General features: G+C 59.1%; 10 protein-coding genes. 5 read left to right on the plus strand and 5 right to left on the minus strand.

The window, feature by feature from the left end; all coding sequences use genetic code 11:
- Positions 1-80 precede the first annotated feature (80 nt).
- From KO536_RS16670 to KO536_RS16680, 3 genes are all read right to left on the minus strand, one after another.
- The gene (locus KO536_RS16670) at positions 81-1,325 is read right to left on the minus strand and encodes a lipoprotein-releasing ABC transporter permease subunit (protein WP_133077820.1); all 1,245 of its coding nucleotides are present in this window, start codon (positions 1,323-1,325) and stop codon (positions 81-83) included.
- Between the two features lie 63 nt (positions 1,326-1,388).
- Positions 1,389-2,072, minus strand: a complete 684-nt coding sequence (gene lolD / locus KO536_RS16675) for a lipoprotein-releasing ABC transporter ATP-binding protein LolD (RefSeq protein ID WP_219262480.1) — start codon at positions 2,070-2,072, stop codon at positions 1,389-1,391.
- A 7-nt stretch (positions 2,073-2,079) separates the two neighbouring features.
- Complete coding sequence (locus KO536_RS16680) at positions 2,080-3,330, minus strand: lipoprotein-releasing ABC transporter permease subunit (RefSeq protein ID WP_219262481.1); 1,251 nt, start codon at positions 3,328-3,330, stop codon at positions 2,080-2,082.
- A gap of 94 nt (positions 3,331-3,424) precedes the next feature.
- On the opposite strand from KO536_RS16680, the gene KO536_RS16685 reads away from it, so the two are divergent.
- Together KO536_RS16685 and KO536_RS16690 are read left to right on the plus strand one after the other, a co-directional pair.
- Positions 3,425-4,009: a PilZ domain-containing protein gene (locus tag KO536_RS16685; protein ID WP_133077823.1), complete on the plus strand. Its 585-nt coding sequence runs from the start codon at positions 3,425-3,427 to the stop codon at positions 4,007-4,009.
- Between the two features lie 36 nt (positions 4,010-4,045).
- Positions 4,046-4,768, plus strand: a complete 723-nt coding sequence (locus KO536_RS16690; protein WP_219262482.1) for a glycerophosphodiester phosphodiesterase family protein — start codon at positions 4,046-4,048, stop codon at positions 4,766-4,768.
- 42 nt (positions 4,769-4,810) lie between these two features.
- Here the strand turns inward: KO536_RS16690 and sthA are convergent, their stop codons facing one another.
- Positions 4,811-6,205 carry a Si-specific NAD(P)(+) transhydrogenase gene (gene sthA / locus KO536_RS16695; RefSeq protein ID WP_219262483.1) on the minus strand — a complete coding sequence of 465 codons (1,395 nt, stop codon included), beginning with the start codon at positions 6,203-6,205 and terminating at the stop codon, positions 4,811-4,813.
- A 322-nt stretch (positions 6,206-6,527) separates the two neighbouring features.
- Between sthA and KO536_RS16700 the strand changes: the two genes are divergently transcribed.
- Positions 6,528-7,091 (plus strand): chalcone isomerase family protein, encoded by a 564-nt coding sequence (locus KO536_RS16700; RefSeq protein ID WP_219262484.1) that lies wholly within the window; start codon positions 6,528-6,530, stop codon positions 7,089-7,091.
- A 155-nt stretch (positions 7,092-7,246) separates the two neighbouring features.
- Positions 7,247-8,536, plus strand: a complete 1,290-nt coding sequence (locus KO536_RS16705) for an MFS transporter (protein ID WP_219262485.1) — start codon at positions 7,247-7,249, stop codon at positions 8,534-8,536.
- A gap of 160 nt (positions 8,537-8,696) precedes the next feature.
- Here the strand turns inward: KO536_RS16705 and KO536_RS16710 are convergent, their stop codons facing one another.
- Positions 8,697-10,160, minus strand: coding sequence for a glyceraldehyde-3-phosphate dehydrogenase (locus tag KO536_RS16710; RefSeq protein WP_133077828.1), 1,464 nt, complete (start codon positions 10,158-10,160; stop codon positions 8,697-8,699).
- A gap of 286 nt (positions 10,161-10,446) precedes the next feature.
- On the opposite strand from KO536_RS16710, the gene mfd reads away from it, so the two are divergent.
- Positions 10,447-13,896 (plus strand): transcription-repair coupling factor, encoded by a 3,450-nt coding sequence (gene mfd / locus KO536_RS16715; protein ID WP_219262486.1) that lies wholly within the window; start codon positions 10,447-10,449, stop codon positions 13,894-13,896.

The following is a 13,896-nucleotide window of genomic DNA, read 5'->3' on the forward strand; positions in this document are numbered from 1 at the left end:
GGGCTTGCTCGCGATGGCATCGACGCGGTGTGACTTAAACACCGCGCAGCTTGCATCGCGAGCAAGCCCGCTCCCACCTGTCAGGAATAACGCAACGCGTGGGCCGGCTGGATTTTCGCCGCCCGGTACGCAGGATAAAGCGTGGCCAGAAAGCTCAGCACAAAGCCCGCACCGCAGATCAATGCCACATCGCCGCCTTGCAACTCTGATGGCAAGTTGCTGACGAAGTACACATCGGAACTGAAGATGTGCTGCCCGGACACCCGCTCCATCCAGCCCACCAGTTCGCTGACATTCAACGCCGCGATCACCCCCAGCACACCGCCAATCAAGGTGCCGACAATACCGATCACCGTGCCCTGAACCATGAAGATGGCCATGATCTGCCGCGGCGTGGCACCGATGGTGCGCAGGATCGCGATATCCGCCCCCTTGTCATTCACCACCATGATCAGCGTGGCAATGATGTTGAACGCGGCAACGGCAACGATCATCAGCAGCAACAGGCCGATCATGGTTTTTTCCATTTTCATGGCACTGAACAGACTGCCCTGGGTGTGGGTCCAGTCATCTGCCTTGTAGGCCGCGCCCAGGCCGGTTGCGACCTGCTGTGAAACCTGCGGCGCCGCGTACAGGTCCTTGACCGCCAGACGCACGCTTTGCACCTGATTGGGTTCCCAGTGTTGAATGGCGGCAGCATCTTCCCTATGGATCAGGCCCATGGTGCCATCCAGCTCGGCACCGACCTTGAAGATGCCCACCACATTCAGGCGCTGCAAACGCGGGGTAATCCCGCCCGGTGCGGTACTGGCCTCGGGCACGATCAAAGTGATCTTGTCCCCGACCGCCAGACGAAAGCGCCGTGCGGTAATGTCACCCAGCACCACGCCAAACTCACCGGGCTTCAAGTCTTCAAGACTGCCCTGCACGATGTTCTGGGTCACGATCGAGACTTTGCCTTCCTGCGCCGGATCGATACCGCTGATCTGGATCGGCTGCATCGAACCCTTGAAGGACAGCATGCCGTCCAGCTCGGTAAACGGCACGGCTGCCGTGACCTCGGGGTTCTTCATCGCGGCATCGGCCACCGGGCGCCAGTCATCGATCGGCTTTACGCCAACGATGGTCGCGTGGGGCACCATACCCAGGATGCGGTTACTCATTTCGCGCTGAAAACCGTTCATCACCGACAACACCACGATCATCGCCAGCACGCCCAGGGCGAGGCCGATCATCGAGGTCATGGAGATAAACGAGACAAAACGATTGCGGCGCTTGGCGCGGGTATAGCGCGTGCCGATAAAAATCGATAACGGTCTGAACATTCGCGGGCACCGTATAAAAATTGAAGACCCGACGCCCGTTTGCAGGCGTCGGGTTCTGGCCGATCAGATCGGGGTCAGACGACCGTCCTGCAGGTGCAACACGCGGTCCATCTGGCGGGCCAGATTCATGTCGTGAGTCACCACCAGGAACGCAGTGCGCATCGAAGTGCTGAGTTCCAGCATCAGGTCCTGGATACCCTGGGCGGTGTGGGAGTCAAGGTTGCCCGTAGGCTCATCGAGCATCACCAGACCCGGCTTGTTGACCAGTGCGCGGGCAATCGCCACACGCTGACGCTCGCCACCCGACAGTTCCGACGGCTTGTGCTCCAGTCGATGACCCAGGCCAACACGGGTCAACAGTGCTGTCGCACGTTCGCGCGCCTCGGGGATCGCCGTCTTGCCGATCAACAATGGCATACAGACGTTTTCCAGTGCGGTGAACTCGGGCAACAAGTGGTGGAACTGATAAACGAAACCCAACGAACGATTGCGCAACAGGCCGCGGGCCTTTTCGCCCAGCGCCGACAGCTCTTCACCGGCCAGCCAGACGCTGCCGGTGGTCGGGGTATCGAGGCCGCCGAGCATATTGAGCAACGTACTTTTGCCCGAACCCGAAGTACCGACGATCGCCACCCGCTCACCGGGGTGCAGCTCAAGCTGCAGGCCCGACAGCACCACCACCGACTCAGGGCCTTCCTCGTAGGACTTGCCCAGGTCGCGGCAACTCAACACTGCTTGATCTTTCATGCCCAACTCACTCATAACGAAGCGCCTGCGCAGGCTGGGTGCGCGCAGCACGCCAGGCCGGGTACAAGGTCGCGAGGAAACTCAGAACCAATGCCGCACCGCACACCATCAACACGTCCTGCGCCTGCAATTGCGAAGGCAGGTAGTCGATGAAATACACGTCGGCATTGAGAAACTTGTGCCCGATCAGGCCTTCGAGCGCAGAGATTGCGGCGCTGACATTGAGCGCCGCAAACATGCCGACCACCGCACCGATCGCGGTCCCGACCACGCCGATAACAGTGCCTTGCACCATAAAGGTCGCCATGATCGTGCCCGGGGTCGCACCCAGGGTACGCAGGATCGCGATATCGCCTTTCTTGTCATTGACCACCATCACCAGCGTGGAAATGATGTTGAACGCGGCCACGGCCACAATCAGCAGCAACAGCAGGCCGATCATGGCTTTTTCCATGCGGATGGCCTGGTACAGATTGCCGTGGGTACGGGTCCAGTCACGGGCGTAATACTGGCTTTCACCCAACTGCTGGGCGATTTCCCACGCGGTACGTGGCGCCTCGAACAGATCATCGAACTTCAGCCGCAGGCCTTGCACCTGGTCAGGTTTCCAGCGCTGCAGGCGCGCCAGGTCCTGCAAGTTGGTAATACCCAGGTAGCCGTCGATCTCACCGGCGCCGACATGAAAAATGCCCTGCACAGTGAATCGCTTCATGCGCGGGAACATCCCGGCCGGCGTCACCGTGACTTCGGGCGCGACAAACGTCAGCTTGTCGCCGACGGCCACACCGAGTTTTTTCGCGGCCTTGTCGCCAATGATGATGCCGAAGCTGCCGGGGGTCAGCGAGTCGAGCTGCCCCTGCTGCATGAATTGATCGATGATCGAGACATTGCGCTCCTGCGCCGGGTCGATGGCATTGAGCAGTACCTTCTGCACATTGCCGTCATTGGTCAGCAAACCCTGCATCTGGGTGAATGGCGCCACGGCCTCCACTTTGGGGTTTTGCTTGACCCTGGCGGCCAGGCTTTGCCAGTCGCTGATCGGTTGATCGCCGACGATGGTCGCGTGGGGCACCATGCCCAGCACGCGGGTGCGCATCTCATGATCGAAACCGTTCATCACCGACAACACCACAATCATCACAACCACGCCGAGGGCGAGTCCGATCATTGAAGTCAGAGAAATGAACGACACAAAATGATTGCGGCGCTTTGCACGGGTATAACGCGTGCCGATAAATAAAGAGAGAGGTCTGAACATGTCGGGGCTTGTTCGAGGGAAAAGAAGACGTCCTTGTGGCGGGGCCTGATAAGCAGCTTTACACTCAGACCACAGCCGCCATCACGGGTTCGCCATGTCGACATTAAATGACGCAGATCGCCGCGAATACTACCGTATCGAGGATATGATCGCACTGGAAATAACCCCGCTGTCGGCCCTCGAAGCCGCGAGCGGTGAAGTGTTGCAGGATGCGTCGCCATTGTTCAATTTGCTCAGTGAATTACACCTGAGCGAATTCGAGTCCCAACACTTGCTGCGCCAGATCAGCGAACGTGACCGCACGCTTTCCAGCTACCTCAAGACCCTGAACAAACGCGTCGAGCTGCTCAGCCAGATTGTCGCGCAAACCGTACTGGGCAAGATCGGTGAACTGCAGCCGGTAAAACTGTCCGAGGGCGGTATCGAGTTTCATCATCCCCAGGCCTGCCTGGCGGGCAGCCACCTTTCGCTCAAGCTGGTACTGATGCCACAAGCTCTGGGCTTGTTGTTGCGCGCCCGCGTCATCGAGTGCCTGGCGCAGGATGACCGCTTCACGATCATCGCCGAATTTGAATCCATCACCGATACCCAACGCCAGCTGCTGGCGCGCTACATTTTGCAAAAACAGGCTCAGGCACGCCGCCTGGCCCGCGAACAAAACGAATCCGCGCCCGAGTAACCACCGGGCCGCGAGCACTCTTTACAAGGAGCAATTGTGACTCTGATTTATGGCCATCGCGGCGCCAAGGGCGAAGCACCGGAAAACACGCTTGCCAGCTTTGAGCAATGCCTCAAGCATGGCGTGCGTCGTTGTGAACTCGACCTGCACTTGTCCAAAGATGGCGAGTTGATGGTTATCCACGACCCCACTCTCAAGCGCACCACCGACCGACGCGGCAAGGTGATCGAGCATACCGCTGCCGACCTGGTGACTTATGACGCACGCAAGGGCGGCCCGGGCTGGATGCACCCGTGCCCGATCCCGCGCCTTGAAGAACTGTTTGAAAAGTGCGATTTCGAACACTGGCAACTGGAAGTCAAAAGCGCATCGCGCACCCGCGCAGCAACGACCGTGCTGGCGATTCGAGAAATGGCAGTACGTCACGGCGCGATGGACAAAGTCACCGTCACTTCAAGTTCGCGCGAAGTGCTCAAGGCTGCGCTGGAATTGACCCCGGACCTGTCACGGGGACTGGTAGCCGAATACGCCTGGCTCGACCCGATCAAGGTCGCCCAGAGTTATGGCTGCGAGATGCTGGCACTCAACTGGACACTCTGTACGCCTGAACGCCTTGAAAAAGCGCAGCGCCAGGGCTTGCATGTGTCGGTGTGGACAGTCAACGAACCTGCGCTGATGCGCAGGCTCGCCGACTTCGGCGTAGATAGCCTGATTACAGACTTTCCCGGTTTGGCCACTGCCACCCTCGGGAATGGCTGAAATCGGTCTCCCCGGCCGGCTCAGGCCACCGGCCGGAGCCGCTTAAAAAAGCCGGTTGAGGCCATCGTAAGCCGCTACCCGATAGGCTTCAGCCATGGTCGGGTAGTTGAACGTGGTGTTCACAAAGTACTTCAGGGTATTGAGTTCACCCGGCTGGTTCATGATCGCCTGACCGATATGCACGATCTCTGACGCTTGATAGCCGAAGCAGTGAACACCCAGCACTTCCAGGGTTTCACGGTGGAACAGGATTTTCAGCATGCCCTGAGGCTCACCGGCAATCTGCGCCCGCGCCATGCTCTTGAAGAACGCCTTGCCCACTTCGTACGGCACCTTGGCCTGGGTCAGCTCTTGCTCGTTCTTGCCGATCGAGCTGATCTCGGGAATGGTGTAGATACCGGTCGGCACATCATTGACGAAGCGCCAGCTGCCGTTATCGACGATGCTGCCCGCTGCCGAGCGCCCCTGGTCATGGGCGGCACTGGCCAGACTTGGCCAGCCGATCACATCGCCTGCGGCATAGATGTTCGGCACGGTGGTGCGGTAGTTTTCATCAACGGTGATCTGGCCACGGCCATTGGCCTTGATGCCAATGTTTTCCAGCCCAAGCTGGTCGGTGTTGCCCGTACGGCCATTACACCAGAGCAAGGCATCGGCCTTGATCTTCTTGCCCGACTTGAGGTGCAGGATCACGCCGTTTTCAACGCCTTCAACCCGCTCGTACTCTTCGTTGTGGCGTACGGTGATGTTGTTGTTGCTGAAGTGGTAGCTCAACGCCTGCGAGATCTCGGAGTCGAGGAAGCTCAGCAGTTGTTCGCGGTTATCCACCAGCTCGACCAACACACCCAGGCCGCTGAAGATCGACGCGTATTCACACCCGATCACGCCAGCACCGTAAACAATCAGCTTACGCGGGGTGTGGCCCAGGCTCAGGATGGTGTCGCTATCGTAGATACGGGAGTGGCTGAAATCGATATCGGCCGGGCGATAAGGACGCGAGCCGGTGGCAACGATGATTTGCTTGGCCATCAGGGTTTCGACTACGCCATTGGCGCAGACCACTTCGATGGTTTGCTCGTCGGTGAAGCTGCCGGTGCCGAAGAACAGGTCTACGCGATTGCGGGCGTAGTAGCCGGTGCGCGAGGCGACCTGCTTGGAGATGACTTTTTCGGCGCTTTTCAGTACGTCCGGAAACGAGAACCAGCGCGGTTCGCCAATGGCCCGAAACATCGGATTGGTGTTGAACTGCATGATCTGGCGAACCGAGTGACGCAGGGCTTTGGACGGGATAGTGCCCAAGTGCGTGCAGTTGCCGCCGACCTGACGTCGACTGTCGACCATCGCTACCTTGCGCCCTGCTTTTGCGGCGTTCATTGCCGCACCTTCTCCTGCCGGGCCGGAACCCAGTACCACTACGTCGTAGTTGTAGACAGCCATGCGTACTCCTCAGAACAGGCCGTGGCACCCCTGTGGGCACCTGCGGCTAAATCATGTCGCGGCCAGCGCCATGAAGGATCAAAACGTGGGGCACAGTCTATAGAAGCCTGAACGCCGCGAACATTAACCCTTGGTCTGGTCGTTGGCTATTTTTGTATTCACTACATCGGCGATTGAGCTTCACTCTCCGATGTAGTCGCTGCCGTAGGCTGCGAAGGGTTGCGCAGCAACCCGTATTCCTGGAAACGCCACTGAACCCCTCGCAGCCTTCGGCAGCGACTACAGCCCGGCGATCAAACCCATCGATCAGAGCACATCCATCATGCGCAAGTTATTGATCGTATTGTTGCTGCTCCATAGCGCCGCCAGCCCGGCAGACGAGACTGCACGATTTAAGGAAGCCAACTTCCCCGCCCTGGCACAAGCCAACACAACACCAATGGTACGTAAAGGCCAGATCGTACTGACCTATCTCTGGGCCGACATCTATGCCGCCGCCCTGTTCACCCCTCCCGGCATCAGCCCTGAGCAGGCGTTTAACGAACAACGCGACTTGCGTCTCGAGTTGTTCTATCTGCGGGATCTGGATCACAGCGATATCACCCAGGCGTCTGCCACCATCCTGAAACGCCAACACCCCGCCACCACCCTGGCCAACCTCGACGCCCCGTTAAAAAAACTGCAAGCCAGCTTCGGCAACATCAAGCGCGGCGATCGCTATGCCCTGGACTACAACCCCCAACGCGGTCTGAACGTCGAGCGTAATGGCGCCGTTATTTTCAATAGCCAGAATCAGGAACTGGCCAAGGTCTATCTGGGAATCTGGCTCGCACCTCAAGGTTTGCCCGACAAACTCCGCCTGGCTTTATTGGCGCAAGAGCCCTAGCCCGCCCGTGTAGCGACAACAAATGTTGCCTACAATTTCTGATACACATATGGTTACAAAACTGTTTTGCACAATGGCGTACGCCTTGATCTTGCAGTGAGGACGAGTAAAAACACGGATTGCGCATAAAAACAGATAAAAGCGGGTGATTTCTGATGGCCTCCAGTACGGGCAAAGGCAAGGCGATTTTTCGCGTTGTCAGCGGTAACTTCCTAGAGATGTTCGACTTCATGGTCTTTGGCTTTTACGCCACGGCCATTGCCAAAACCTTCTTTCCAAGCGATAGCGCCTTTGCCTCTCTGATGCTCGCCCTGGCGACCTTCGGTGCGGGCTTCCTCATGCGCCCACTGGGTGCGATTTTCCTCGGCGCCTACATCGACCGTCATGGCCGCCGCAAAGGGCTGATCATTACCCTCGCACTAATGGCGATGGGCACGGTGCTGATTGCCTGCGTGCCGGGCTACGCCACCCTGGGTGTGGCGGCTCCTCTGCTGGTATTGCTCGGTCGCTTGCTGCAAGGCTTTTCGGCGGGCGTGGAACTGGGCGGGGTGTCGGTGTACCTGGCTGAAATCGCCACTCCAGGGCGCAAAGGCTTCTTCGTCAGCTGGCAATCTGCAAGCCAGCAGGCTGCGGTGGTATTTGCCGGCTTGCTCGGGGTTGGCCTCAACCACTGGCTGAGCCCCGAAGAAATGGGTGAATGGGGCTGGCGCATCCCGTTCCTGCTGGGGTGCATGATCGTCCCGGTGATCTTTGTCATCCGACGCTCAATGGAAGAAACCCCCGAGTTCGAAGCCCGCAAACATCACCCTACCCTGGGGGAAATCATGCGCTCTATCAGGCTGAATTTTGGCCTGGTACTGGGTGGCATGGCACTGGTGGTCATGACGACCGTGTCGTTCTATCTGATCACCGCCTACACCCCGACATTCGGCAAGGCAGAGCTGCACCTCACCGACCTTGAAGCCTTGCTGGTGACGGTGTGCATTGGCCTGTCGAACTTCTTCTGGCTACCGGTCATGGGCGCGCTGTCAGACAAGATTGGGCGCAAGCCGCTGCTGCTGGGCGCAACCCTTCTCGCGATCCTGACGGCCTATCCGGCGCTGTCATGGCTGGTGGCCAACCCGAGCTTCAGCCACCTGCTGATTGTCGAGCTGTGGTTGTCCTTCCTGTATGGCTCGTACAACGGTGCAATGGTGGTTGCCCTGACCGAAATCATGCCGATTGAAGTGCGCACCACCGGATTTTCACTGGCTTACAGCCTGGCGACTGCGACCTTCGGCGGCTTTACCCCGGCGGCCTGCACCTACCTGATCCACGTACTGGACAACAAGGCCGCTCCCGGCCTGTGGCTGACCGGCGCAGCAGTGCTGGGGCTGATCGCGACTGTGGTGTTGTTCCGCGGCGACAAGCACCAGTTGCGTACGGCGGTACCGACCAATGCCTGACCTGTAGTCGCTGCCGCAGGCTGCGTTTGGGGCTGCGGTGCGTTGAAGAAAACGGGTTGCTCCGCAACCCTTCGCAGCCTGCGGCAGCGACTACATGGTTTTTGCAGCACACATAAAAACGCCCCGAACCAGTCGGGGCGTTTTCAGTTGCGGCGCTTACTTAGCGTGGGAACGCTGGCGGGTTAACCCCGGCCATGTCTTCCATCACGCGTACTACCTGGCAGCTGTAACCGAATTCGTTGTCGTACCAAACGTACAGCACAACGCGGTTGTCATTGCAGATAGTGGCTTCAGCATCCACTACACCGGCGTGACGCGAACCCACGAAGTCAGTGGAAACCACTTCCTGCGAGCTCACGTAGTCGATTTGCTTGTGCAGATCGGAGTGCAACGCCATGTGGCGCAGGTACTCGTTCATTTCTTCACGGGTAGCCGGTTTCTCAAGGTTCAGGTTGAGAATGGCCATCGAAACGTTTGGCGTCGGAACGCGGATCGCGTTACCGGTCAGCTTGCCGGCCAGCTCAGGCAAAGCCTTGGCAGCAGCGGTAGCAGCTCCCGTCTCGGTGATAACCATGTTCAGCGCGGCGCTGCGACCACGGCGATCGCCCTTGTGGAAGTTGTCGATCAGGTTCTGGTCGTTGGTGTACGAGTGAACCGTTTCAACGTGACCGTTGACGATGCCGAACTTGTCGTTGACAGCCTTGAGCACCGGCACGATGGCGTTGGTGGTGCAGGATGCCGCCGAAACGATCTTGTCGTCAGCAGTGATTTCGCCGTGGTTGATGCCGTGAACGATGTTCTTCAGCTTGCCCTTGCCCGGAGCGGTCAGGACAACGCGGTCGATACCAGGGCACTGCAAGTGCTGGCCCAGGCCGTCTGCGTCACGCCAAACACCGGTGTTGTCCACCAGCAGGGCGTTCTTGATGCCGTACTGGGTGTAATCCACCTCGGTAGGGTTCTTCGCGTAGATCACCTGGATCAGGTTGCCGTTGGCAGTGATGGTGTTGTTGACTTCATCGACAACGATGGTGCCATCAAACGGGCCATGTACCGAGTCACGACGCAGCAGGCTTGCACGCTTGACCAGATCGTTGTCGGCGCCTTTGCGCACAACGATGGCACGCAGACGCAGACCGTCGCCACCACCGGTTTTCTCGATCAGGATGCGCGCCAGCAGACGGCCGATACGACCGAAGCCGTACAGAACAACGTCAGTACCTTTGCGTGCAGAAGCGTTTTGCTGACCCACTACATCGGCCAGCTCTTCGCGTACAAACTGCTCAGCCGTGCGGCCATTGCCTTCGGCCTTGAACTTGACGGCCAGCTTGCCCAGGTCTACCGAGGCAGCGCCGAGCTTGAGCTCGCTCATTGCCTTTAGCAGAGGGAAAGTTTCGTGCACGGACAATTCGATATCATCGGACTGACGATGGCGAGCAAAGCGGTGAGCTTTGAGAATCGCAATGACTGAACGGTTGATCAGGCTGCGGCCATAGATCGAGCTAACCACATTGTTATTGCGGTATAGCTGACCGATAAGCGGAATCATCGCTTCTGCGAGTGCTTCACGGTCGATCCATTCACCAAGACACTGGTCGGGCTTCTGAGTCACGGGAACCTTCCACATGTAGGGGCTGAAAAAAGGGGCTACATTATGCCGCCGCGCCCATTCAGGGGCAATGCACGCCTGTCATACGCCGTTACTGAAACGATTAAGCTCCCGTAAATATAGGCGAATATTTTTATAACACCGGCATTTTTATGGGCCTGCAGCCCTTGAGCAGCCCCTCTCACACCCCCATGTTCGATAACTCACGCTGAATTCAACGCCGTTCAAAGACTGCAACTGACAGCCTGCCCCTTGGCCCGTTACAATTGCAGACTTTGCCGCAACGCTTGGAGCTCAACCTTCCGTGCCCGTCCTGCGTCTACCGAAACTCCCTGCTACGGCAGGTAAACAGCACTGGAGCAACTTGCCCGGTGCCGCCCTGAGCCTTGCGATTGCCGAGGCCGCCAGCGCCGCCAAGCGCTTCACCCTGCTCCTGACCGCCGACAGCCAAAGTGCAGAACGCCTTGAGCAAGAGCTGAGGTTTTTCGCGCCCGAGTTGCCGGTGCTGCATTTTCCCGACTGGGAAACCCTGCCCTACGATCTCTTTTCTCCTCACCAGGACATCATCTCCCAGCGTATCGCCAGCCTGTACCGGCTGCCGGAGCTGAGTCATGGGGTTTTGGTAGTGCCGATTACCACCGCCCTACATCGCCTTGCGCCGACCAAGTTCTTGCTCGGCAGCAGCCTGGTGCTGGATATCGGCCAGAAGCTGGACGTGGAACAGATGCGTACCCGGCTTGAGGCCAGTGGTTATCGCTGCGTTGACACCGTGTATGAACATGGTGAATTTGCAGTGCGAGGCGCCCTGATCGACCTGTTCCCGATGGGCAGCAAGCTGCCGTACCGGATCGACCTGTTCGACGACGAAATCGAGACCCTGCGCACCTTCGACCCGGAGAACCAGCGCTCGATAGACAAGGTCGAGTCGGTAAGGCTGCTGCCCGCTCGCGAGTTCCCGCTGCAAAAAGACGCCGTGACCCGCTTCAAGGCCCGCTTCCGTGAACGCTTTGATGTCGACTTCCGTCGATGCCCGATCTTTCAGGATCTGACCAGCGGGATTACACCTGCGGGTATCGAGTACTACCTGCCACTGTTTTTCGATGAAACCTCAACCCTGTTCGATTATCTGCCGGCCGACACGCAAGTGTTCTCGCTGCCAGGCATTGAGCAGGCGGCCGAGAATTTCTGGTCTGACGTGCGCAACCGCTACGAAGAACGCCGCATCGACCCGTCGCGTCCTTTGCTGCCGCCTGCCGAGCTGTTTTTGCCGGTTGATGACTGCTTCGCCCGCCTCAAAAGCTGGCCACGGGTAGTCGCAAGCCAGGATGACCTGGACACCGGCAGCAGCCGTGAACGGTTCCCGGCCCAACCGCTGCCCAATCTCGCGATTGAAGCCAAGGCCAATCAGCCACTGGCTGCCTTGTCCGGGTTTCTTGAGCAGTTTGATGGCCGCGTGTTGTTTACCGCCGAATCGGCGGGTCGGCGCGAGGTGCTGCTCGAACTGCTGGAGCGCCTGAAGCTGCGACCAAAAACGGTCGACAGCTGGCCGGACTTCGTCGCCAGCAAGCATCGCCTGGCAATCACCATTGCCCCGCTGGATGAAGGTCTGCTGCTGGACGACCCGGCACTGGCACTGATTGCCGAAAGCCCGTTGTTCGGCCAGCGTGTAATGCAGCGCAGGCGTCGCGAAAAACGCGCCGATGCCAACAATGATGCCGTCATCAAGAACCTCACCGAGCTGCGTGAAGGCGCACCCGTTGTCCACATTGACCACGGTGTCGGTCGCTATCAGGGCCTGGCAACGCTGGAAGTGGATAATCAGGTGGCCGAATTCCTGACCCTGGAATACGCCGAGGGCGCCAAGCTCTACGTGCCGGTGGCCAACCTGCACCTGATCGCCCGCTACACCGGCAGCGATGATGAACTGGCGCCGTTGCACCGCCTGGGTTCGGAAACCTGGCAAAAGGCCAAGCGCAAAGCTGCCGAGCAAGTGCGTGACGTGGCTGCCGAACTGCTCGACATTTATGCCCGCAGAGCTGCCCGTGAAGGCTATGCGTTTGCGGACCCGAAAGCCGATTACGCCACCTTCAGTGCCGGCTTCCCGTTTGAAGAAACACCGGACCAGCAAACCACCATCGAAGCCGTGCGCGCCGACATGCTGTCGCCCAAGCCGATGGACCGCCTGGTGTGTGGCGACGTGGGCTTCGGCAAAACCGAAGTGGCCATGCGTGCGGCCTTCATTGCCGTGCATGGTGGTCGTCAGGTCGCCATTCTGGTCCCCACCACCCTGCTCGCCCAACAGCACTACAACAGCTTCCGCGACCGTTTTGCCGACTGGCCGGTAACCGTTGAGGTGATGAGCCGCTTCAAGTCGGCCAAAGAGATCAACCAGGCAGTGGCCGACCTGGCCGAAGGCAAGATCGACATCGTGATCGGCACCCACAAGCTGCTGCAGGACGACGTCAAAATCAAAAACCTGGGCCTGGTGATCATCGACGAAGAACACCGCTTCGGGGTTCGCCAGAAAGAACAGCTCAAGGCCCTGCGCAGTGAAGTCGATATTCTGACCCTCACCGCAACACCCATCCCGCGCACGCTGAACATGGCGGTGTCGGGCATGCGCGACCTGTCGATCATCGCCACGCCACCGGCACGCCGGTTGTCGGTGCGCACCTTTGTCATGGAGCAGAACAAAAGCACGGTCAAAGAGGCACTGCTGCGCGAGTTGCTGCGCGGCGGCCAGGTTTACTACCTGCACAACGATGTCAAAACCATCGAAAAATGCGCCGCCGAACTGGCAGAGCTGGTACCCGAGGCGCGGATCGGCATCGGCCACGGGCAGATGCGCGAACGCGAACTCGAACAGGTGATGAGCGACTTCTACCACAAGCGCTTCAACGTGCTGATCGCCTCGACCATCATCGAGACCGGCATCGACGTGCCGAGCGCCAACACCATCATCATCGAGCGCGCCGACAAATTCGGCCTGGCACAACTGCACCAGTTGCGCGGTCGCGTGGGGCGAAGTCACCACCAGGCTTACGCCTACCTGCTGACCCCCCCGCGCCAGCAAATCACCGGGGATGCGCAAAAGCGCCTGGAAGCCATCGCCAACACCCAGGATCTGGGGGCCGGTTTTGTGCTGGCCACCAACGACCTTGAGATCCGTGGCGCAGGCGAGCTGCTGGGCGATGGCCAAAGCGGCCAGATCCAGGCCGTCGGCTTTACCCTGTACATGGAAATGCTCGAACGGGCGGTCAAGTCGATCCGCAAGGGCGAGCAGCCCAACCTCGACCAGCCACTGGGCGGCGGGCCGGAAATCAACCTGCGGGTGCCCGCGCTGATTCCCGAGGCCTACCTGCCCGATGTGCACACTCGACTGATTCTCTACAAGCGCATTGCCTCGGCCGCCGACGAAGAAGGCCTCAAGGACTTGCAGGTCGAGATGATCGACCGCTTTGGTCTGCTTCCGGAACCGACCAAGAACCTGGTACGCATCACCCTGCTCAAATTGCAGGCCGAGCAGCTGGGAATCAAAAAGGTCGATGCCGGCCCACAAGGCGGGCGAATCGAATTTGCAGCGGACACACCGGTTGACCCGATGGTGCTGATCAAACTGATCCAGGGCCAACCCAACCGCTACAAATTCGAAGGCGCAACCCTGTTCAAGTTCATGGTGCCAATGGAGCGCCCGGAAGAACGCTTCAATACCATCGAGGCGCTGTTTGAGCGCCTGACGCCGAAGTCTTCCTAA

This window comes from Pseudomonas sp. NKUCC02_KPG (assembly GCF_019345465.1).
Taxonomy (GTDB): domain Bacteria; phylum Pseudomonadota; class Gammaproteobacteria; order Pseudomonadales; family Pseudomonadaceae; genus Aquipseudomonas.